Here is a 22,125-nt window from a genome sequence, read left to right as displayed (position 1 = left end):
GATGCAAGTCACCTCCGTCGAACAGGTGAATTCCCGGCGGTAGCGGGTCCGACGCGGTGTGCGATCGGCTACAGTCCGGTTCGAGAAGCATCGGGATCTGCGCGAGGGATGGTCGGGGTTGCGGACTCTGAAGAGACGACTACGGGATGAGGGCACCGAGCATCGGGCCCGCATGTCCCCGTTTGCGCGCGAGCAGGCTGCGGCCAACCTCGCCGAATGGATTTACGCGGCGCCGTTCCGCCTGGAATACGACGTGACGGTTGCCGCGTACGTGCCGGTGGGGTCGGAGCCCGGCTCGTTGGCGATGCTCGACGCCCTGCTGGACCGCGGCGTCACAGTCCTCATCCCGGTGGTCCCACCCGGAGAACCCGACCGCCTCGACTGGGCCCGTTACACCGGCCAGCAGTCGCTGACCCGCGGCCGATGGGGACTGTGGGAACCGACCGGTTCGCGCCTGGGAGCCGAGGCCATCCGCGCGGCGTCGGTGATCCTGGTCCCTGCGCTCGCGGTCGACAAGTCCGGCGTCCGACTGGGCCGTGGCGGCGGCTACTACGACCGCACCCTCACCGGACTGACCGCCGACGTGGTCGCGGTGATCTACGACGACGAGCTCGTCGACTCCCTACCCGCCGGACCGTACGACGTACCGGTCGGCTGGGTACTCACTCCTGAGGGCGGGTTCGGGGCATTGGGCTAGCTGGGTTTCAGACCTGGTTGATCAGGCCGGCGCGGCAGCTTTGGTTGTCGAACTCGAACTCGAACTCGAACTCGACGAGCTGCTGTCGGACTTCGACGAGCTGCTGCTGTCGGACTTGCTCGAACTCGACTCCGACTTCGTCGAGCTCGACGAATCCGAACTCGACGACGAGCTGTCGCTCGAGGAGCTGTCCGACGAGGACGAGCCGGGACGGGAGTCGGTGCGGTAGAAGCCGCTGCCCTTGAAGACGATGCCGACACTGTTGAACAGCTTGCGGAGGCGTCCGGTGCACTGCGGGCATTCGGTCAGCGAGTCGTCCGAGAACGACTGGACGATGTCGAACTTGTTGTCGCACTCCGTGCACGCATACGAATAAGTGGGCACCGAAACCTCCGGAAGTCAGTGAATCGCTGACAAGTGTAACCGATTTTGGCACTCCAACATTCCGAGTGCTAAGCCGCTGGTCCGACGGTGCGCCGTGCGAGTGAACTCCGGTTGCCATGACGCTCGTTTTCCGAGTGTCGTTGCAACCTGTTCGGTTCTCCACCCGTTCGCGTCGCGAACATCCTTTGGTCATGGAATGGTAAAGGTCGGCGGCGGACAACGGAGCCCCGTGCCATGAGACCCAGCACCCGATCCCGGAGCACGTTCCCATGACCGATTTTCTCGACACCGTCAACGGCTACATCTGGAGCAATCCGCTCGTGTACCTCTGCCTGGCAGCGGGGGTGTTCTTCTCGCTGCGCACCAGGTTTGTGCAGGTACGCCAGATCCCGGAGATGATCCGGGTGATGCTGCACGGTGAACGCTCCCCCGACGGCGTCTCGTCGTTTCAGGCGCTGACGATGTCGCTGGCCGGCCGCGTCGGCACCGGCAACATCGCGGGCGTCGCCACAGCCATCGCCTTCGGCGGACCGGGTGCGCTGTTCTGGATGTGGATGGTCGCGTTCCTCGGGGCGTCGACGTCGTTCGTGGAGTGCACCCTCGGCCAGATCTACAAGACCCGCGACCGCCTGACCAACGAATACCGCGGCGGTCCCGCGTACTACCTCAGCCGCGCACTGGCGCACACCAAGGCGGCGCCGTACTTCAAGGTCTACGGCCTCGTCTTCGCCGCGGTCACCGTGCTCGCCTGCGGGCTGCTGCTCCCGAGCGTGCAGTCGAACTCGATGGCAGTGGCGATGAACGACGCGTGGGGCATCTCGACCTACTGGGCTGCGATCGGCATGGTGATCGTCCTGGCGTTCATCATCATCGGTGGCGTCAAGCGGATCGCGGCGTTCGCGTCGATCGTGGTCCCCTTCATGGCGATCGTCTACATCGTCCTGGCCATCGTCATCGTCGCGATGAACGCCTCGGAGGTTCCCGGCGTCGTGCGCATGGTGTTCAGCAGCGCCTTCGGGTTGGACTCGGCATTCGGTGCGATCATCGGCGCGGCCATCATGTGGGGCGTCAAGCGCGGCATCTACTCCAACGAGGCCGGCCAGGGCACCGGCCCGCACGCGGCGGCCGCAGCCGAGGTGTCGCACCCCGCCAAGCAGGGACTCGTGCAGGCGTTCGCGGTGTACGTCGACACCCTGTTCATCTGTTCGGCGACCGGATTCCTCATCCTGTCGACCGGGGCCTACCGCGTGTTCGAGGGCGAGTCCGATTCCGGCGCCGTCATCGCCGACGGCGGGCTGCTTGACGACGGCGTCGAGGTGGGTCCCACGTTCGTCCAGGCCGGCTTCGACACCCTTTGGAGCGGCGCGGGTTCGTCGTTCGTCGCCATTTCACTGGCCTTCTTCTGTTTGACGACGATCATCGCCTACTACTACATGGCCGAAACCAATCTGCGGTTCTTGCTCGGCAAGGCGTCGACCGTCTACATCCAGCCCCTGCGCAGCACGGTGGGAACCAACGTCACCATGCTGCTGCAGGGCCTGATCCTGGTGTCGGTGGCGATCGGTGCGGTGTCGACGGCTACCGAAGCCTGGACGCTCGGCGACATCGGCGTCGGCCTGATGGCCTGGCTCAACATCGTCGGCATCCTGATCCTCCAGCAACCCGCGTTCAAGGCGCTACGCGACTACGAACGCCAGAAGAAGCAGGGCAAGGATCCCGTGTTCGATCCGATCGCGCTCGGCATCGTCGGCGCGTCGTTCTGGGAGAGCTACCAACCCAAAGACGAACGTAAGGAATCGGTTTCGACCTGACGGCCTGACCCCAACGCCACCCGGGTGGCACTGAAAGTAGGGGAAGAACTCCCGCTCACCCATTGCGCTCCCGCTTATTGGATCTAATAAGCGGGAGCGAAAAGGGTGAGCGGGAGCCGGTGGAGCGCAGGGCCCCGAGGCCGCCTAGATCAGCCGCCGATGACGTCGCGATCGACGTCGGGAATGCCGTCACGGTTCATGTCGGGATCACGCAACTGACGTGCGTCCCACCTCAGCAGGACGGCCGCGATTGCCGCCGACACCACCGACCCGGCGAGGATCGCCGCCTTCGCGGCGGCGGCGTGCGAGTCGCTGCCCACTTCGAACGACAGTTCCGCGATCAGCAGGGCGACGGTGAATCCGACGCCGGTCAGCATGCCGACGGGCAGAAGGTCTCGGAGGCCGATGGAGTCGGGTAGTCGTAATGGGGTGAAGCGCACCATCAATGCCGTGAATGCCAGGACGCCCACCACCTTGCCGACGACGAGTCCGAGCATGATGCCGATCGACACCGGCTGGATGATGCCCGACGTCCCGACCACCGTTACCCCGGCTGCGGCGAACGCGAACACCGGGAGTGCCACCGCAGCGGAGTAGGGCCGGATGGTCTCGTCGAACCATTCGGTCCGCGGCATCCGTTCACCGCGCATGGCGACGGCCGGGACCGAGAAGCCAAGCAGCACACCGGCGATGGTCGCGTGGACACCCGACGCGTGCATCAGCGTCCACGCCGTCAAAGCGACCGGCAACAGCAGCAGCCACCAGCGTCGGGCCATGCGGACGAGCACCGCGAACACCGCGACCGCCACCAGTGCGCCGAGCAGGGCGGGCAGGTTGATCGTGTCGGTGTAGAAGGTGGCGATCACCGTGATGCCGAGCAGGTCGTCGACGACGGCGAGGGTGAGCAGGAACGTTCGCAGCGCCACCGGCAGTCCGCGGCCGAAGATGGCGAGGACGGCGAGCGCGAACGCGATGTCGGTGGCGGTGGGGATCGCCCAGCCGCCGAGCGCTTCGGGGTCGCCGATGCCGACGACGGCGACGTAGCAGGCCGCCGGGACGATCATGCCGCCGAGGGCCGCGACGATGGGCACCCCGGCGAGCTTGAAGTCGCGCAGGGTGCCGGCGACGAACTCATGTTTGAGTTCCACCCCGACGACGAAGAAGAAGATGGCGAGCATGCCGTCGGCGATCCAGTCGGCCAGCGACAGGTGCAGATGAAGGGCCGCCGGGCCGAACTCGATCTCGAGGAGATCCTGGTAGCTGTCCCGCCAGGGTGAGTTGGCCCAGACGACGGCGATCGTGGCGGCGGTGAGCAGCAAGGCGCCGCTGGTGGTGTCGAGGGCTGCCCAGCGCTTGAGCTGAGCGGTGCGCGACGGCGAGGTGTCCGACGTCGACTCGCCTGGTGGCGAGAGGTCGGAACCGGTGGGTTGCTGGTCGGACATGAATCCTCCATTGGGGTCGTCGGTGGCATTCTCCGGCACTTTCTGCTGCCGGAGGCCGACCAGACTTCCCGGCACACCGCGGACCATTCTCCCCGACGCCGGCGACATTCTCGAACCGGGCAGGTCATCCACAGGTCAGCGGGGGTTTCGCAGCACCTGTGGATGGTTGGCCCTCGGTGCGTCGGCGCGAACCTAGTGTCGTCGCATGCCTTCTCTGCGTCGTCCCACTCGGACCGGACTCGCTCCCCGATGGCGCGACCGGCTCCGGCACGCCTTGCGGCCAGGCTGGACGCGCAGCGTGCTCATCCGGCGCGCCGCAGCCATAGCGCTGCTCGCGGTCGCCGTGGGCGTCGGTTTCGCCGGACACCGGACGAGCGGCGAACGTCCGGTGCTGGCAGCGGCCCATGAACTGCGGCCTGGCCAGCCGCTGACCGCCGACGATGTGCTGGTGGTGCGCGTTCCTGCGGCGCTGGTCCCCGACGGTGCGCTCACCAGCGCCGACGCCGGGATCGGACGCATGATCGCCGGGCCGGTCCGCATCGGTGAGATCGTCACCGACGCCCGACTCCTCACGCCACGCCTGCCCTCTGCGCTCACCGGTTCCGACGACGCCCGGCTCGTCCCGGTGCACCTCGCCGACGACGCCCTGACCGCGTTGCTGCGTTCGGGCGACGTGGTCGACGTGCTGTCGCCCGACGCGGAAGTCTTGGCGCGCGGCGCGGTGGTCGCGCTCCCCGCGACGCAGAGTGCCGGAGGTGGGTTGGCCGCCCGAACTGCGACCCGTCCCGTGCTGCTCGCGATGAACGAATCGTCGGCGCACCGCGTCGCCGCCGTCGGACTCGACGCACCGCTTGCCGTGGTGCTGCATTGACGCGAGCACAGAGTCCCCCACCACTGCCTGAGGTGCGACGAGCGGAGACTCCCCCACCGCTGCCTGAGGTGCGACGAGCGCAGACTCCCCCACCGCTGCCTGAGGTGCGACGAGCGCAGACTCCCCCACCGCTGCCTGAGGTGCGACGAGCGCAGACTCCCCCACCGCTGCCTGAGGTGCGACGAGCGCAGCGAGGAGCCTCGAAGGCCTGGCGACACGACATTGTCATCTCACCAGGGAGCGCTCGCGCCGAGCCACCGGTCGGGCGCGTTCAACCCGGCGAGGTACCCGACACATATCGCGCATTCGCTGCAAAGAAGCGCGATTCGTTTACGATCCTGGATAGGGTTTGGAAGTTCGGTGTCACACATCGAATTCAGGAACTCGTTAGAGATTCGAATTACCGAGAACAAGAGCGGGAAACCACCAAGGAGAGGCCGCACACCGTGCTCAAGGGATTCAGGGACTTCATACTCAAGGGCAATGTCGTCGAATTGGCGACCGCGGTCATCATCGGTGCAGCGTTCACCGCGATTGTCACCGCGTTCACCGACGGCATCGTCCAGCCGATCATCAACTCGATCCCGATCGGCAGCGACGCCGCTCAGGGACTCGGGTTCCAGATCACCGACAATCCGTCGACGTTCGTCAACATCGGCGCTGTGATCACCGCGATCATCAACTTCCTCATCATCGCGGCCGTCGTGTACTTCATCATCATCATGCCGTACAACAAGCTCGCCGAACTGGGCGGCTTCGGCAAGAAGTCCGAGGTCACCGAGGTCGCGCTGCTCACCGAGATCCGCGATCTGCTCGATCCGGAAGGCGCGTCGGCAGCCAAGGCGGAGGCCGAGGCCGATCTGCCCGACCACCTGTCCGACCCATCCGGGCCACCATCGGGTCCGACGTATGGGGCTGCGGCCGGAGCCGCGGCGGGGGCCACACAGCGCATCTCGACGTCGAAGCCCGACGCCCCGCAACCGCCTCCGGCGCCGTCGACCGCGCCGTACGAGCCGCCGTCAGGCCCACCCTCGGGTCCGCAGGCACCGCTCACCGGCCCCCCGTCGGGACCCCCTCCCGGACCGCTCGGCGGACCTGGTGGACCTGGCGGGCCGCCGTATCCGACGCCGCAGCCGGCCCCCGGCAATTACCCACCTCCGGGTAACTACCCGCCGCCCGGCAACTACCCGCCGCCCGGGCCTCCGGGACCGCCGCCCGGATCGGGTCCCGGCACGCAGTACCCCGGCGACTTTCCGCCGGACGCGCCCGGACGTCACTCACGCTGACAACAGATCGGCCCCCGCACATCGCGGGGGCCGATTTGTGTCTGTCCACCACCAAGCTGGGCCACCGCTCGCCACCACCGCTCCCTGAGGTGCGCCCTTCGGCACACTCGCCGGCTCGCTGCTCAGGACCCGCGGAGCGAGCTTCGAAGGGCTCGGAAACGCTCTCTCACCAGGCCCTTCGAGGCTCGTCGCTTGCGCTCCTCGCACCTCAGGGAGCGGTAAACGGCGTCGCTTGCGCTCCTCGCACCTCAGGGAGCGGTAAACGGCGTCGCTTGCGCTTGCTCGCTCAGGGAGCGGTGGGAGCGTGCAGACCCGGACCCACAGCCGACTGACAGCGACACCGGCAGCCACCGTCCAGGTTCGGTTCCTACCTTCAGTTGAGTCCGACGAAGTACAGACACAACCGGAGGTACAACACATGCCACAGCAGCCGCAGCGTCCCGATAACCGTGGTGGACAGCCGCAGGGTCGTCCCGGAGGACGCCCGCAGCCTCGTCGGCGCCCGGAGCCCCGTCCGCGTCGGTGGCCGTTCGGTTTCTTCGGAAGCTGACTTCGCGTCACCATTTCGAGAGCGCGGCCCTGCGGTACCCCCGACTCCGCAGGGTCGCGTTCGGCTTTTCTTTCCCAATCTGGGTGGTACGATCGAACCTGATCGAAACTCACAGGTACCACGCAGGTTTCGGCAGCAAACTCACAGGAAACTGGCAGAAAGCCAGGTCACTGATCCGTCGAGCGACATTCCGTGCGCGGCAATAGGTTCCACACGGTGCCGTCCGATCGGACGAAAGTCGCCCGACATGTCCAGATGTCCTTGAGGCGCACCCTCTCCGCAGTTAGCGTTCGTAACGTCCGATGATGAATCGGCGATCAACCTATCGTGACGCCTGTCACTTCCGACGACGTCCGGAAAAAGGAGAGAGCTATGCCCCCACGTAGATGACCTGGTGGCCCCGGCGGACCTGGTGGCCCCGGCGGACCTGGCGGACCTGGTGGCCCCGGCGGACCTGGCGGTCCCGGTGGTCCCGGCGGACCCGGCGGACCCGGCCGCGGTGGCCCCCCGCATCGCCGTCGCCGTCCCGGCCCGCCGCCGCGTCGTCGCGGACCCCGTCCGTGGCCGTTCTGGTGGGGCAGCTGACCCGCCAGTCGTGTGATTTCGAATCCCCGTCGCTTCGGCAACGGGGATTCGTCGTTTCAGGGCAGGTCAGCGACGCAGGAGCCTGCCGCCGTCGACCTCGACGGTGTAATCGGCCAATGCCGCGACCTGGGGGTCGTGGGTGATCAGCAGCGTCGTGCGCGACTTCGCCAGGCGGACCATCGGTTCGAGGATGCGCGTGGTGGTCGCACCGTCGAGGCCGGTGGTCGGCTCGTCGAGGATGAGCAGTGGGGTGTCGCGCAGGAAGGCACGCGCCAACGCGATCCGCTGCCGCTGGCCACCCGACAGGTTGACGCCACGCTCGGCCAACTTCGCGTCGAAGCCACCGGGAATTCGTTCGATGAACTCGGTGGCGTCCGCGGACGCGGCGGCCTTGCGGATCTGTTCGGGGGTGGCCTCGGGCCGGCCGTAGGCGATGTTGTCGGCAACCGTCCCGCTGAACAGCGCCACCTGCTGCGGCAGCACTGCCATGTGCGCGCGCAGGGTCGGTAGCCCGAGGGATCGAATGTCGTTGCCGTTGAGGGTGATCGAGCCGGTGTCGGGGTCGTAGAACCGCAGCAGCAGATAGGTCAGTGTGCTCTTGCCCGCACCGCTGGGTCCCAGGATCGAGACGAAGTCGCCGTCGTCGATGGTGAGGTCGGCGTGGTCGAGCACCCGATGCCCCGATCCCGGATAACTGAAGCCGACGTCGCGGAAGGTGAGTGCCGCCTGGTCGGAGACCGGGCCGGCGATCGGCGCGGTGAGCATCGCCTCGGCGTCGGCATCGGTGGCGTCGGCGACGACGGTCGGATCGTCGAGTGCCGGGTCGTCGGCGTCGGTGATGCCGATCGGTGCGTCGAGGACCTGGGCGACGCGTTCGGCGCTGGCGGTCGCGGCGGTGACGTCGACGACGAGTCCGCCGAGGGTCTGGATCTGCGGGTACAGGTAGCCGAGGTAGCCGGTCAGCGCGATGAGTGTGCCGAGCGTGGCGTCGCCGACCGAGATCTGCCACGCGCCGAAGATCAGGACGGCGATCATGCACAGCACCTCGACGATGCCGACGGCCTCGGAGAAGGCGGCGTTGGCCTTGATCTCCGACATCCGAGCGTTGCGCCAGATGCGTGACTGTCGCAGGACGCGCAGGCGGTCGCGGCCGACCTGATTGTCGGACTGGATCGCCAGCGAGTTGGTGAGGCCTTCGTTGACCAGGGTGCTGATGCGGCCGTTGGCATGCCGCTCACGCCGCGACGCCTTCTTCACCACAACGCCGAACCACCGCGCCATCACCCAGAGCAGCGGCGCGAGGATCACGGCCAGCAACGCAAGATCCCATGCGGTCACAAACGCGGCGACCGCGTAGATGACGAGGCTGACGATGGCCACCACCGCCGAGATCATGCCCGACGAGAGCAGGCTGTCGATGGCCTCCACGTCGGAGCTGTGTCGGGCGATGAGGTCGCCGGTGTCGAAGCGGGATCGGGCGTGCGGCGCCAATCGTTGTGTGTGCGCATACATTTGGTCGCGCAGACGCAGCAGCACCTTCTCGGTGACGCCGCCACCGATCACGTTGCCGGCGTACGACAATGCCGAACCGAGGAGCGTGACGCTCACCCAGATGATCATCGGCGCCACGAGTGCCTGGAGATCACCTGTGATCAACACGTTTTCGACGATGTAGGCGAACACCGCGACCGTGACCACCGTGGTCCCGACCTCGATGAGATACAGCAGGATCGCGACGGCCAGCTTCCACCGCTCCCCCTTCAGCAGCGGTGTGAAGCGGCGGATGGTGGTGATGACGTTGAGAGGATTGGGGCGGTCGTCGTAGTCGTCGAGCCCGTCGCGAACCTCGCTGGTCGAGCCGCTACCGAGCCCCTGGGCGAGGAAGCGTGTCGAGACCACTTCACCCGACCCCTCGTCCCCACCGCTGGTCGAGCCGCCTCCGAGCCCCTGGGCGAGGCGGCGTGTCGAGACCACTTCACCCGCGCCGTCGAACTCAGCCTCGGTCTCGTAGAGCTCGTCCGGTTCGGGAGTCACGCTCCATCGAGACTTCCGCAAGCCGGCCATTCCCTCACCTTCGCTCTTCGTGTGCGCCCAACCTTCGCAGCCTATCCGCCGGTCGATCCCGAATACCAAGCCAGCAGGCCCTATCCAGCGAAGACACAGCAACTGCGCACGAGGCGCCCAGGCTCGACGGTGTTCGAGCCTCCACTCTCCTATCGCCGGCCGAGCCGTTTGTGTTCCGCGGGCCGAGCCGAAGCCCTCACAGATCGGGTCGAAGCCCCCCACCGCTGGTCGAGCCGCTACCGAGCCCAGGCGCTCCACGCTGGTCGAGCCGCTACCGAGCCCAGGCGCTCCACGCTGGTCGAGCCGCTACCGAGCCCCCTGGGGCGAGGAAGCGTGTCGAGACCACTTTGCCGAGCTCACGTGCAGTGATCTCGACACGACGCCTCGCCTAGCGGCTCGGAGTCGGCTCGATCAGCGTGGGGGCCGGGTCGATCAGCGTGTGGCGGCTCCATCAGCGGAAGGCAGATACGCCGAAGGGCGGGAACCCTTTCGGATTCCCGCCCTTCGGTCAGAACTGGTGTAGATCAGCCGATGCTGAACGGCTTGCCGTTGAGCACGGTGACGCTCTTCACCGAATCGGTGGAGACGGTCACCTGGACGCGCGGACGAGCCGCGGCGTAGCCGGCGCAACCATCGACGCCGAACTTCTCCTGGCTATACACAACGCCACCCTTGTTGCCCTTGAAGGTGTAGTCGTTGACCTCGTAGTCCTTGTACGCAGTGCTGTCGCCCGAGGTGGTGTTGATGACCCACACGGTGCTGACCTGGCCGGGGCCTAGGGTGACACTTGCGTCACCACCGGCCGAAGGACCTTCGTCGTCTCCGCCCTGGGTGTATCCCGCTCCAGCTCCGGCGCCCGCGCCGAAGGTCACCTGGCAGCCCACGTCGTATCCGACCTTGATGGAGCCACCGTCGGCCTGCTTGCCATTGATGCTGACTCGCACCTTGCCGGTGACCCAGACCTCACGCGAGGTCTGGACATTGGTGACGGCACGCTGGTAATTGGCGTACTGGTCGAACAGGGTGACGGTGACCTTGGTGCCATCGGCCAGGGTCTTGGTGATCGTGCCGCCGGGCAGCTTGCCCGCGTGGGCCGGAGCGTCGCCCAGGCCCGCGATACCCATCACGGCAGCGCCGGTGATGGCCGCACCGGCGACCACACGGCGGGTGATGTTCTTCTTCATGATTCCCCTTCGTGGAATTAGAGATCTGCTCAGGGCAGATAAATCAGAGAGTGAGTGTTATCTGCGCCCGGTCAGTTAATGCTGAAGGGCTTGCCGTACAGGGTGGACTGGATGAGGGTGCCCTCGCCGTTCACGGTGCCGTCGTCGGTGTTGTAACCCTTGGCGGCGATCACCTTGACTGCCGAACGTGCCGAGGCGTATCCGGCGCATCCGTTGAGCTTGAAGGAGAGCTGCGAGAGCTGGATGCTCATGGCCTTGCCGGCGTCGAAGTCCTTGTCGGTGATGTCCACGATGGCGACCTGCCCCGGAGAGAGCGGCAGTGTCAAAGAGCCGGAGACGCCACCCGACGGGGTGACGATGTCGAGCGAACCACCCAGTCCCAGCTCGAGACCACTGACATCGACCTGGCATCCGACGATGTACTTCACGGCAATGTTGCCATTGACTCCGGACGATGCCTTCGTCTGGTAGTTGCCCGAGAGAACGAATCCGCGGGCGGTCGGGTTGTTGGCGACAGTGCCGATCGCGTAGGCACTTTCGCCGGTACGCCAGGTCTGCACAACCTCACCGTCGACGCCGGTGGCCTTCTTGTAACCATTCGGCAGCGCAACGGCTGCTGCATCGCCTGCCCCCATACCGGCCAGGCCCAGGGCCGCCACCGATGCGATGGCGGCCGCGCCGACGACGCGGCGCAGCCCAAGCTTGCTGAACTTGCTCATTCGTTCCCTCTCACAGGATTCGGCTGTTCTCCTATGAATGCATGCGCATCCACAAGTTGATGACCCTCGGGTCGTCCCCGAAACCTCACAGTATCTCCTAAGCCACAACTTACGCATGGCTTAAGTAAGGTGAGGATCCGTGAACCCTGGTCACTGCTGCGTCGTCACTCGCGACAGATCGCAGGACTCCCCCCTGGTTCCCGACATTGGGCACCGAGCGTTGTCGAGGCGAACGTTATCGGGTCGATATCTGTACCGGCAACAGGAGGAATCAACCGTGTCGTAACTCGGTACTTGCGATCACGAATCGGACATTTGTCATTAGTAGATTCGGAAATGTTAACGGAAGGAAAACACGCTGCTGCGGGCATGTCAGTACATATATGCGTCACTCGTAATGAGGCGGACGCTGTGATTCGTACCATTCTCGCGAGTGCCCACTGTGATCTTCATCACGTTCGTCGGAAGTCGTGTTCGGTAGGTCATTTCCGAAGACATCGTCGCGCATCCGACGACGCTGCACACCGCGCGAACGATCGTTAGCGTCACTGCTCACGCACGGTTTTTCAGTGTGATCGGCGCTACTCGGCATTGACTCTTCACCTACTGTTCACTCCACTACGCCCGATCGTCGTCGCACGCATACGTTTTCGTCAAGAATCTATCGATCGACAAAATCGTCCAACCCGCTCGGTGGTTGCTGACATTGTCGGCTCGCCGTGGTTTCGATACGCGCCTGGCTCGCAGGCTCGCGAGACGCTACTCAACCAGCAGGGTCGAGAACAGTGAGGGAGCCGTGGGCGGTGGTTGCTGACAATGTCGGCTTGCGAGCCCTTCGAGGCTCGTCGACTTCGAGACGCTCCGTGCTCGTACCTCGCATGGGGCTCCTCAGCCCGGCGGCTAGCGCTCCTCGCACCTCAGGGAGCGGTAAACGGCGTCGCTCGCTAGCGCTCCTCGCACCTCAGGGAGCGGAGAGGGCCCAAGGAGCGGAGGGGGCTTGCGCTCCTCACACCCTAGGGGCGGGGAGTCAGAACTCGCTGATGCTCTCGATGACGAACTTGGCGAGCGGCGCGACGGTGGCCATGCCATCGCGCACGGCTGCACGGGAATTCGCGATGTTGACGACGAGCGTCTGACCGGAGATGCCGGCCAGACCGCGCGACAGACCACCGTCGGTGGCGCCTGCGGCGAGCCCGGAACTCCGGACGGCCTCTTCGATGCCCTCCAGACGCCGATCCAACAGAGGTTCGGTCGCCTCGGGGGTCACGTCGCGAGCCCCGACACCGACACCGCCGACAGACAGAACCAGGTCGACGCCGCCGATCACCGCGGTGTTCAGCGCGTTGCGGATCTCGATTTCGTCGGACGACACCACCACGGTCGCGTCGACGTGAAAACCGGCCTCCGCCAACAGCTCTCCCACCAACGGACCGAGCAGGCGATGGTCGTCGCCGTGGGCGGCCTCGTCGTCGACCACCACCACGAGCGCCCGACCGACCTCACCGGTCACCTCGGGTGAACCGTCGGGGTGCCGTGCCACGAACTCGCGGGCGGCGGCATCGGCGGCCATCACGTCGGCCGGATCCACGTCACCGGCGTCGGCCGCGTCGGTCACAAAGCGGGAAGCGGAATCGGCGGTCATCTGTACACCTTTCGAGAGCTCGAACGTGGGTATCGGATCAACTGGTGGGCAGCTCGGCGAGCGTCACGCGCGTGGTCTTGGTCTGCCCCTGGTAGGTGTATTCGACGGTCACCACGTCGCCGGGTGCGTACGAACGGATCGCCGCCACCAGCGCATCGCCGGAGGTGATGATGCGATCGTCGACCTTGGTGATGACCGCGCCCTTCGGGATTCCGGCGTCGTCGGCCGGGCCACCCTGGGTCACGTCGTTGACCAGTGCGCCGGGGTTGTTGGGGTCGGTGTTGGGTCGCACCGTCACACCGATCCCGGCGTGCGTGGCCTTACCGGTCTCCTGCAGCTGCTTCGCCACGCGATACGCCTGGTCGATCGGGATCGCGAACCCGAGGCCGATGCTGCCGGTCTGCTGCTGCTCACTGCCGCCGAGGGTCGCGATGGCGGTGTTCACACCGATCAGCGCACCGCGAGCGTTGACCAGCGCACCACCCGAGTTGCCCGGGTTGATCGCGGCGTCGGTCTGGATGGCGTCGATCACCGAGGCAGTGCCACCCTCCCGAGACGTCGACACCGGACGGTTGAGGGCACTGATGATGCCGGTGGTCACGGTGCCGGCCAGGCCCAGCGGCGACCCGATGGCGATGACGTCCTGCCCGACGGCGAGGTTGCTCGACGTGCCGATGTCGATCTGCTTGAGACCGGTGCGCTCGACCTTGATGACGGCGATGTCGGAGATCGGGTCGGCGCCGAGAACGCGGGCCGGGGCGCGCGTACCGTCGGAGAAGTCCACCGTCACCTGGCTCGCGGGACGGCTGCCACCAGCACTGATCACGTGATTGTTGGTCATGATCACGCCATTGGAGTCGATGACGACGCCCGACCCCTCACCCGACTGGCTGCCCTCGGTGACATCGATCGACACCACCGATGGCAGGACGCGGGCCGCCACGTCCTGCACCGACCCTGGGGGCGCGGCCGGTTGGTCGGTGCTCTTGTCGCCGCCGAGCGGCCGGTTGTTGGACGCGAGGTCGCTGTCGGAGTCGAAGACCTTGGCGCTGAGGAAACCGCCGATGCCACCGGCCACCAGTGCGAGCAGCACGGCACCGATCACCAGCAGGGTCTTGCCGACGCCCGACCGCTTCTTCTTCGCTGGCTCGGGTGCGCCGTACGGATCGCCGACCGGTGCCAGACCTGCGGTTTCCGGCCGGGTGCCGGGCGGCGTCGAGCCGGGCTGGCCGAAGGCGTGCGTCGGACCGGGCTGGCCATAGGCCTGGGTGGGACCCGACTGGCCGAACGCGGTCGTCGGGTCTGGCTGGGCAGTCGGACCAGGCTGGGCAGTCGGGCCGGGTTGGGGCGTCGGACCGGGCTGGCCGAACGCGTGCGTCGGGCCTGGCCGGTACGCGGGCGCGGGACCTGACTGGCCGAACGGATTCGGATCGGGCTGGCCGTAACCGCCGGGCCGCGAATGGTGTCCGTAGCTGGCGGCGCCAGGTGCCTCGTTGCCGGGTGTGCCAGGAGTTCCGTACTGCGGTGCGCTGTAGTCCTGCGGCGGACGCGGCGGGAGGTTGGTTCCGTGGGCATTAGTGGCCGCCTCCGAACCCGGAACCGCGGCGGTCGGGGATTCCGACCCCGTGACCTTGTCCAGGCCGTAGGCAGGCGTCGACGGTTCCGACGGCCCATCCTGGGGTGCCGACACCGTCTCCGGGGCTTGCCCGGCGTCGTCCGGCCGTGCGCCCTCCCGGGCGTTCTGGAGCCGGTCGTCGCCGAACGGGCCGCTACCCTGCGAACCGCCAGTCGTCATCTGCTGTCTCTTTCTCCCCGGTACCGATGTTTCACCGGCACGTCAGTGAACACGCACAACACTAGTGGTATGCCGATCCGGCCACAGCGAGTCATCACACAGGCGTTGATCACCGCGGCCGTCCTTCTTTACTGACGAACCACTTGCGGCGATGGTTCCGCCGGCGTCGCCCGACCCGGCAAAGTCATTCGAATGAGTGCACCGCCGAGGTCGGATTGCTCCGCGGTCACCGAACCGCCGTGGCGCATCAACACCTGACGGACGATGGCCAGTCCGAGTCCCGAACCCGGCATCGACCGCGACTGCGTCGACCGATAGAAGCGCTCGAACACCAGCTCACGGTCCTCCACCGGAATGCCCGGCCCCGCGTCGGCGACGGTCAGTTCGGCGGTCGAGATGCCCACCTGATTGAGTTCGACGATCACCGCACGCCCCCGCGGACTCCACTTGGCGGCGTTGTCGAGCACGTTGAGCACCGCGCGACTCAGACCGTGCTCCTCGCCGAACACGAACCATGGCGTGAGGTTGGTCTGGAACTCGACGTCGCTGCGTCGGCGTCGAACCCGTTCGAGCGCATGCTCGATGATGACGACGAGATCGACCTCCTCGTAGACCACCTCGGGCGCATCCTCGCGGGCCAGATCCACCAGATCGCCCACCAGAGTGGACAGTTCCTCGATCTGGGCCATCACGTCCGAGCGCAGTTCCACCATGTCCTGGACGGGCATGGCCGGTGCGCCCGGCTCGCTCGCGGCCATCAGCAATTCGAGGTTGGTACGCAACGACGTGAGCGGTGTGCGCAGTTCGTGGCCGGCGTCGGCAACCAGTCGGGCCTGCCGGTCGCGGGAGGTGGCCAACGCGCCGAGCATCGTGTTGAAACTCTCCGTCAACCGCGCCAGCTCGTCGTTGCCCGACACCGGAATCGGTGTGAGATCCATGGTGCGCGACACTCTTTCGGCCGCCCTGGTGAGCCGCGCGACCGGGCGCAGACCCGCCCGCGCCACCGCCGTGCCGGCCAGCGCGGCCAACGCGACACCCCCGCAGCCGACGACGAACAACACCCACGCCAACCGTTTGAGCACCCGGTCGGTGTGCAACAGACTCTGCGCCAGGATCAGCGTGTTCCCGTCGTCGAGTTTGCGTGCGAGCACCCGCTGATTGCCCACGGTTCGCAGGCTCTGCCGGTTGTTGCCGGGCGTGTTCTTCGACCGTGCGACGTCCCGCTCGACCTTCTCGAACGGCACCTGGCCGATCAGATACGTCTGCCCCGTCGGGCGGACGAGGGCCACCGAGATGTTGGTGGAGAACACGGTGCCGGCGACGAGAGATTCGGGACGCTCGTTGAGCAACCCGGTCTTGGCCAGCGCCGTCATGCCGTCGGCTCGGCTCTCGAGTTGTTTGTCGACCTCGTTGTACATCGCGCGGTACACCACGAAGTAGGCGGCGGCGGCCATCAGACTCACGGACACGAGCACGACCGTCGCCGACAGCATCGTGACGCGCACACGCAACGACACGGCCCGGGTGAGGGGAATCGGGGCGCGCATCTCGCGGTTCTCGTCACGCCCGGAACGCATCGCCCGGCGCATCGACCAATCGGAGAGATGCCCGGACGGGGTATTTCCGCCGGCCACTACGGAGGCGTCTCCCGAAGGACATAGCCGACGCCGCGCACGGTGTGGATCAGACGTTCCTCACCGTCGGCCTCCGTCTTGCGCCGCAGGTAGCCGACGTACACCTCGAGCGCATTGCCCGAGGTCGGGAAGTCGTAACCCCACACCTCCTCCAGGATGCGACTGCGCGACAGCACCCGGCGCGGGTTGGCCATCAGCATCTCCAGCAGCGCGAACTCGGTGCGCGTGAGGCTGATGTGGCGTTCACCCCGCACGACGTCGCGGGTCACCGGATCCAGGGAGAGGTCGGCGAAGCGCAACGTCTCCGAATCGGCGTCGTCCTCGGGGGCGGCCCGACGCAGCAGCGCGCGCAGCCGAGCGAGCAATTCCTCCAGAGCGAACGGTTTGGGCAGGTAGTCGTCGGCGCCGGCGTCGAGGCCGCTGACCCGCTCGGAGACGGTGTCGCGGGCGGTCAGGACCAGGATGGGCAGGTCGTCACCGGCCGAACGCAGACGACGACACACCTCGAGACCGTCGAGGCGCGGCATCATCACGTCCATGATCGCGACATCGGGACGGTCGGAGACGATCTTCTCCAGTGCCTCGATTCCGTCGCCCGCGGTGTCCACCGCATACCCGTTGAAGCTGAGCGAACGACGCAGCGACTCACGGACCGCCCGATCGTCGTCGACCACAAGGATGCGCATACCTACAGTCTTATCCGTAACGACTGAGATGTCGCTGAGCAACGCCGTAAACGACTGACCTGGGGTTCTCAATTGGTACGCACAGGGGCTCGCGGCCGCTGTGAGGGCAAGTTGACTGCTGCGTAACCGGGCCCTTTGAGTCCAGAAACATGGATTTCCGACGCTGGAGTGCGTGACCGCTGCAACCGTTGACTCGCTGTGCGCCTATTGCGGCGTGGGTTGCGGTATGAAGCTGCAGGTCGCCGACGACGGTGGTCTGCCGATCGTCACCAAGACCGTCGGACGCACCGACCACCCCACCAACTTCGGCCGGCTCTGCACCAAGGGCTCCACCACCGCGGACATGCTCGCCGGGGGTGGTCGACTCGAGACGCCGCTGGTGCGTCCGCGACGCGGTGACGAACTCACCTCGGCAGATCTCGATGAGGTCATCACCGACACCGCACACCGTCTGCGCAGCATCATCGACGAGCACGGGCCCGACGCCGTCGCGCTCTACGTCTCCGGTCAGATGTCACTGGAGGCGCAGTACCTGTCCAACAAACTGGCCAAGGGATTCATCGGCACCAACCAGATCGAATCCAACTCCCGGCTGTGCATGGCCAGCGCCGGCACCGGCTACAAGCAGTCGCTCGGGTCCGACGGCCCGCCCGGGTCGTATCAGGACTTCGACCACGCCGACGTCTTCTTCGTCATCGGCGCCAACATGGCCGACTGCCATCCGATCTTGTTCCTGCGCATGATGGACCGCGTCAAGGCCGGAGCGAAGCTGATTGTGGTGGATCCGCGTCGTACCGCGACCGCCGACAAGGCCGACCTGTTCCTGCAGGTTCGCTCAGGCTCCGACCTCGCGCTCCTCAACGGAATCCTGCACCTGCTCATCGCCGGTGGGCACACCGACGACGAGTTCATCGCCGACTTCACCGACGGCTTCGAGCAGATGCCGGACTTCTCTGCTTCGTACTCGCCAGACGTGGTTGCCGAGTTGACCGGTGTCGCCGAGGACGACCTGCGCCGGGCGGCGGAGATGATCGGCACCGCGGGCAACTGGATGAGCTGCTGGACGATGGGTCTCAACCAGTCGACACACGGAACGTGGAACACCAACGCGCTCATCAACCTTCACCTCGCCACCGGCGCCATCTGCCGACTCGGCAGCGGACCGTTCTCGCTGACCGGCCAGCCCAATGCGATGGGCGGTCGCGAAATGGGGTACATGGGACCGGGTCTGCCCGGTCAGCGTGCCGTGATCTCCGACGCCGACCGCGACTTCGTGGAAGACGTCTGGCGTGTGCCACGCGGTACGTTGCGCACCGACGTCGGCGGCGGCACCATCGACATGTTCAACCGCATGGCCGACGGCGAGATTCGCGCGTGCTGGGTCATCTGCACCAATCCGGTTGCCTCCGTGGCCAATCGAAAGACAGTCATCGAGGGGCTGGAACGAGCCGAGCTGGTCATCACGCAGGACACGTTTGCCGAGACCGAGACCAACGCCTACGCCGACGTCGTGCTCCCGGCGACGCTGTGGACCGAATCCACCGGCGTGATGGTGAATTCCGAACGCAACCTCACACTGTTCGAACCCGCGCTCCCGCCGCCCGGACAGGCGATCCCGGACTGGCAGATCATCGCCCGCATCGCGTCGGAGATGGGTTACGCCGACGCCTTCGACTACTCGAGCGCCGAGGATATCTTCGAGGAGATCAAGCAATTCGCCAACCCCCGAACGGGTTACGACATTCGCGGCGTCACCTACGACGGCCTGCGTCGAACCCCGATGCAGTGGCCGTGCCCGCCGGATGCGGACCCCACCGACGGTGGTGCGCGCAATCCGATCCGCTATTTGAACGACGGTCGGAGTCAGACGCTCCATCACGCCGCGGACGGCTCGGTGCCGCGTCTGGCCTTTGCCACACCCAATCGGCGCGCGCAGTTCTTCGCGCGGCCGCACATCGACCCTGTCGAGATGCCCGACGACGATTACCCGTTCCTGCTCAACACCGGTCGGCTGCCCCACCAGTGGCACACGATGACCAAGACCGGCCGAGTGGCCAAACTGAACAAGCTCAACCCCGACCCGTTCGTCGAACTGCATCCCGACGATGCGTCGGCGATGGAGGTGTCGACCGGGGACACGGTCGAGATCGCGTCCCGGCGCGGGCGAGCGGTGTTGCCCGCCAGGGTGTCCGACCGCGTCCGTCCGGGCAATTGCTTTGTGCCATTCCATTGGAACGACATGTTCGGCGAGCACTACGCCATCAACGCGGTCACCTCCGACGCCGTCGACGCCGCGTCGCAACAACCCGAGTTCAAGGTCTGCGCGGTGACGCTCACCAAGGTCGCAACCGCCGTCGTAGTTGAGGAGTCCATGTCAGTGCCGCACTCGAGTCTGTCCGACGCTCTGGGCGTTGCCGGGATTTCCGCGCCTGAGCTGACTGCGTCCGAGAAGCTGTATGTGGCCGGGCTTGCCGCCGGGATCGGCGCGGAACCGGTTGGTGTACCGACCATTCCGTCCGATGCGCCGATCCGCGAGGAAGTACGGATGTGGGTCGGCGGGGTGCTCGCCGGTCGATTTGCGCGCTCTACATCGGCCGTGTCTGTTGATTCCGCTTCTGCCGATGACAGTTCTGTGGATACCGTCACCCTGCTGTGGGCGTCGCAGATGGGGGCCGCGGAGGACTACGCGACGTCGGTGGCCGACAAGGTGTCTGACACCGGGCGGACGGTCACCGCGAAATCGATGGACGAGGTCGACGTCGCAACCCTTTCCGGGACAACCCTGTTCGTCACCTCCACCACTGGCGACGGCGAACCACCGGACAACGGAAGCGCCTTCTGGGACAGCTTGAACACCGAGGGTGCGCCCGACCTGTCGGGCGTCGACTTCTCCGTACTGGCCTTCGGCGACTCCAACTACGACGACTTCTGTGGCCACGGACGCAAACTCGACGAGAAGATCGCCGAACTCGGCGGTCGGCGGATCGTCGACCGTGTCGATTGCGAACCGGACTTCGAAGAATCAGCGGGCGGCTGGCTCGACAGCGTGATCCGAGCGATCAGCATGCACGGACCAGTTGTCGAAGGGACGGCCACCGACGACAAGGTCGTGGTGGTCAGCGAACCCGCCGACTCCTCGGCAGCACCGTCGATCCGCACGGCGCCGGCCTACTCGCGCAAGCAGCCGCTGGTGACCGCGCTGACCCGCAACGTCAAACTCAACGGTGATGGTTCGGGGAAAGACGTGCGCAACTTCGGGTTTCGCATCCCTCCGGACACTCTTCGCTATGACACCGGCGATGCGCTGGGTGTCTGGCCGTTGAACACTCACACGCTGATCGACGAGTGGCTCAGCCTCACCAAGCTCGACGAGAACGAGATGGTCGACCTTCCCGACGGCGACACCATGACACTGCGCCGAGCTCTACGGGAGCGTGTCGACTTCGCGAAGGTGACACCCGACTTCGTGCGTCTGGTCGCCGAACGCAGCGGGTCGTCGGAGCTGCGTGACCTCGTGGCTCCGGGCAACAAGGATGCACTCAATCGCTGGATGTGGGGCCGACAGAGCGTCGACGTCCTCGCCCAGTATCCGGCACGCGCCACCGCCCCCGAGTGGATTGCTGCGCTCAAATCGTTGGTGCCACGGTCATATTCGATCTCGTCGAGCCCGCTGGAAGATCCCGAGGAAGTGCAGCTGACGGTGTCGGCCGTGCGCTACAACATGTTCGGCACCCCGCGCGGCGGCGTCTGTTCGACGTTCCTCGCCGATCACGCCGATGCCGAGGACGTGGGGTTGTATGTCACCAAGTCGACCCACTTCGGTCCGCCCGCCGACCCGGACACGCCGATGATCATGATTGGTCCGGGCACCGGGATCGCACCGTTCCGCGGCTTCCTTCGCGAGCGTGAAGCGTTGGGCCACAACGGACCCAACTGGCTGTTCTTCGGCGAGCAGTACTCCGCCACCGACTTCTACTACCGCGACGAGCTCACCTCGATGCTCTCCGACGGCGTGCTCACCCGCCTCGACGTCGCCTTCTCCCGCGACCAGGATCGCAAGATCTACGTCCAAGACCGCATGCGCGAACACGGCGAAGAGCTCTACCAGTGGCTGCACGACGGCGCCCACGTCTACGTCTGCGGCGACGCGTCGCGCATGGCCAAGGATGTCGACGCCGCTCTCAAAGGGATTGTCGCACAGCATGGTCGACGCTCAGCGAAGAGCGCCGAATCCTACGTCAAAGCCCTCGCCGCCGACAAACGCTACATTCGGGACGTGTACTGACCTACTGCTGCCTCAGTTGCCGCCACCACCACTGCCGCAACAAAAATAGGGGAAGAAACTCTTCCCCTACCCTTGGAGTCCTCCGTCAGAGATTTCGCGGGGAGGACTTGGAACTTAGGGGAGGAAGTTCTTCCCCTAGATTTTTCGGCACGAAGCAAGCGCATTTGCCCAGCTCAGCGGCCCGGTCGCCGACGTCGTCAGCGATCGTGGAGGCGGGAAGGTGGGTCGGGCCGATGGCCAGGATCGGGCCCCTGACGGTGGTCCTCCGGGTACTTCCCGGAAGCGGACGCTGACGGGCCCGATCTCAATCACCGATCGTCGGTCATCGCGTTCCGCCGACCGCGACGCGGGGAACACACGCCCCACAAAAAGTAGGGGAAGGAGCTTCTTCCCCGACCCCTGGAGTCCTCCCCGCGAATTATCTGGGGGACGACTGTGAACCCCGGGGAAGAAACTCTTCCCCTAGATTTTTCGAGCACGGCATGACGCA

General features: G+C 66.1%; 14 protein-coding genes. 5 read left to right on the top strand and 9 right to left on the bottom strand.

Translation table 11 applies throughout. The features are described from left to right. The first annotated feature begins 118 nt into the window (after positions 1–118). Positions 119–697, top strand: coding sequence for a 5-formyltetrahydrofolate cyclo-ligase (locus MKW15_RS04590; protein ID WP_240856398.1), 579 nt, complete (start codon positions 119–121; stop codon positions 695–697). A 21-nt stretch (positions 698–718) separates the two neighbouring features. Here MKW15_RS04590 and MKW15_RS04585 read toward each other — a convergent pair whose 3' ends face one another. After that, entirely contained in the window at positions 719–1,081 is a 363-nt protein-coding gene (locus tag MKW15_RS04585; protein WP_240856397.1) for an FmdB family zinc ribbon protein, read from the bottom strand. Positions 1,082–1,350: 269 nt separating this feature from the next. On the opposite strand from MKW15_RS04585, the gene MKW15_RS04580 reads away from it, so the two are divergent. Further along, positions 1,351–2,892: an alanine/glycine:cation symporter family protein gene (locus MKW15_RS04580; RefSeq protein ID WP_240856396.1), complete on the top strand. Its 1,542-nt coding sequence runs from the start codon at positions 1,351–1,353 to the stop codon at positions 2,890–2,892. Positions 2,893–3,041: 149 nt separating this feature from the next. Here the strand turns inward: MKW15_RS04580 and nhaA are convergent, their stop codons facing one another. Next, a complete protein-coding gene (nhaA, locus tag MKW15_RS04575) occupies positions 3,042–4,334 on the bottom strand; it encodes a Na+/H+ antiporter NhaA (protein ID WP_240856395.1) in 1,293 nt (430 codons plus the stop codon). Positions 4,335–4,539: 205 nt separating this feature from the next. Between nhaA and MKW15_RS04570 the strand changes: the two genes are divergently transcribed. Together MKW15_RS04570 and mscL are read left to right on the top strand one after the other, a co-directional pair. Continuing rightward, positions 4,540–5,205 carry an SAF domain-containing protein gene (locus tag MKW15_RS04570; RefSeq protein ID WP_240856394.1) on the top strand — a complete coding sequence of 222 codons (666 nt, stop codon included), beginning with the start codon at positions 4,540–4,542 and terminating at the stop codon, positions 5,203–5,205. A 446-nt stretch (positions 5,206–5,651) separates the two neighbouring features. Then, positions 5,652–6,491: a large conductance mechanosensitive channel protein MscL gene (gene mscL / locus MKW15_RS04565; protein ID WP_240856393.1), complete on the top strand. Its 840-nt coding sequence runs from the start codon at positions 5,652–5,654 to the stop codon at positions 6,489–6,491. A gap of 1,201 nt (positions 6,492–7,692) precedes the next feature. Here the strand turns inward: mscL and MKW15_RS04560 are convergent. From MKW15_RS04560 to MKW15_RS04530, 7 genes are all read right to left on the bottom strand, one after another. Continuing rightward, on the bottom strand, positions 7,693–9,690 hold the full coding sequence (locus MKW15_RS04560) for an ABC transporter ATP-binding protein (protein WP_240856392.1): 1,998 nt from the start codon (positions 9,688–9,690) through the stop codon (positions 7,693–7,695). Between the two features lie 524 nt (positions 9,691–10,214). Beyond that, positions 10,215–10,874, bottom strand: coding sequence for an MspA family porin (locus tag MKW15_RS04555; protein WP_240856391.1), 660 nt, complete (start codon positions 10,872–10,874; stop codon positions 10,215–10,217). Between the two features lie 71 nt (positions 10,875–10,945). Then, entirely contained in the window at positions 10,946–11,593 is a 648-nt protein-coding gene (locus tag MKW15_RS04550; RefSeq protein WP_240856390.1) for an MspA family porin, read from the bottom strand. Between the two features lie 1,027 nt (positions 11,594–12,620). Next, entirely contained in the window at positions 12,621–13,235 is a 615-nt protein-coding gene (locus MKW15_RS04545) for a MogA/MoaB family molybdenum cofactor biosynthesis protein (protein WP_240856389.1), read from the bottom strand. Between the two features lie 37 nt (positions 13,236–13,272). After that, positions 13,273–15,030: a trypsin-like peptidase domain-containing protein gene (locus tag MKW15_RS04540; RefSeq protein ID WP_240856388.1), complete on the bottom strand. Its 1,758-nt coding sequence runs from the start codon at positions 15,028–15,030 to the stop codon at positions 13,273–13,275. A gap of 128 nt (positions 15,031–15,158) precedes the next feature. Continuing rightward, on the bottom strand, positions 15,159–16,619 hold the full coding sequence (locus tag MKW15_RS04535; RefSeq protein ID WP_240856534.1) for a sensor histidine kinase: 1,461 nt from the start codon (positions 16,617–16,619) through the stop codon (positions 15,159–15,161). Positions 16,620–16,663: 44 nt separating this feature from the next. Next, positions 16,664–17,350, bottom strand: a complete 687-nt coding sequence (locus MKW15_RS04530) for a response regulator transcription factor (protein ID WP_240856387.1) — start codon at positions 17,348–17,350, stop codon at positions 16,664–16,666. 226 nt (positions 17,351–17,576) lie between these two features. Here MKW15_RS04530 and MKW15_RS04525 point away from each other — a divergent pair, with 226 nt between their 5' ends. Then, on the top strand, positions 17,577–21,635 hold the full coding sequence (locus tag MKW15_RS04525) for a molybdopterin-dependent oxidoreductase (RefSeq protein WP_240856533.1): 4,059 nt from the start codon (positions 17,577–17,579) through the stop codon (positions 21,633–21,635). Positions 21,636–22,125 lie beyond the last annotated feature (490 nt).

The sequence above is a fragment of the Gordonia gummivorans genome (assembly GCF_022513585.1).
In the GTDB taxonomy this organism is placed as follows: domain Bacteria; phylum Actinomycetota; class Actinomycetes; order Mycobacteriales; family Mycobacteriaceae; genus Gordonia.
The sequence above is the reverse complement of the archived record's forward strand: the minus strand, read 5'-3'. Positions and strand labels throughout refer to the sequence as shown.

What these genes read in the sequence shown, in the direction of transcription:
- MKW15_RS04580 (WP_240856396.1), top strand. Translation starts at nt 1,351, where the DNA reads ATGACCGATTTTCTCGACACCGTCAACGGCTACATCTGGAGCAATCCG.
- nhaA (WP_240856395.1), bottom strand. Translation starts at nt 4,334, where the DNA reads ATGTCCGACCAGCAACCCACCGGTTCCGACCTCTCGCCACCAGGCGAG.
- MKW15_RS04570 (WP_240856394.1), top strand. Translation starts at nt 4,540, where the DNA reads ATGCCTTCTCTGCGTCGTCCCACTCGGACCGGACTCGCTCCCCGATGG.
- MKW15_RS04560 (WP_240856392.1), bottom strand. Translation starts at nt 9,690, where the DNA reads ATGGCCGGCTTGCGGAAGTCTCGATGGAGCGTGACTCCCGAACCGGAC.
- MKW15_RS04555 (WP_240856391.1), bottom strand. Translation starts at nt 10,874, where the DNA reads ATGAAGAAGAACATCACCCGCCGTGTGGTCGCCGGTGCGGCCATCACC.
- MKW15_RS04550 (WP_240856390.1), bottom strand. Translation starts at nt 11,593, where the DNA reads ATGAGCAAGTTCAGCAAGCTTGGGCTGCGCCGCGTCGTCGGCGCGGCC.
- MKW15_RS04545 (WP_240856389.1), bottom strand. Translation starts at nt 13,235, where the DNA reads ATGACCGCCGATTCCGCTTCCCGCTTTGTGACCGACGCGGCCGACGCC.
- MKW15_RS04540 (WP_240856388.1), bottom strand. Translation starts at nt 15,030, where the DNA reads ATGACGACTGGCGGTTCGCAGGGTAGCGGCCCGTTCGGCGACGACCGG.
- MKW15_RS04535 (WP_240856534.1), bottom strand. Translation starts at nt 16,619, where the DNA reads ATGCGCCGGGCGATGCGTTCCGGGCGTGACGAGAACCGCGAGATGCGC.
- MKW15_RS04530 (WP_240856387.1), bottom strand. Translation starts at nt 17,350, where the DNA reads ATGCGCATCCTTGTGGTCGACGACGATCGGGCGGTCCGTGAGTCGCTG.
- MKW15_RS04525 (WP_240856533.1), top strand. Translation starts at nt 17,577, where the DNA reads ATGAAGCTGCAGGTCGCCGACGACGGTGGTCTGCCGATCGTCACCAAG.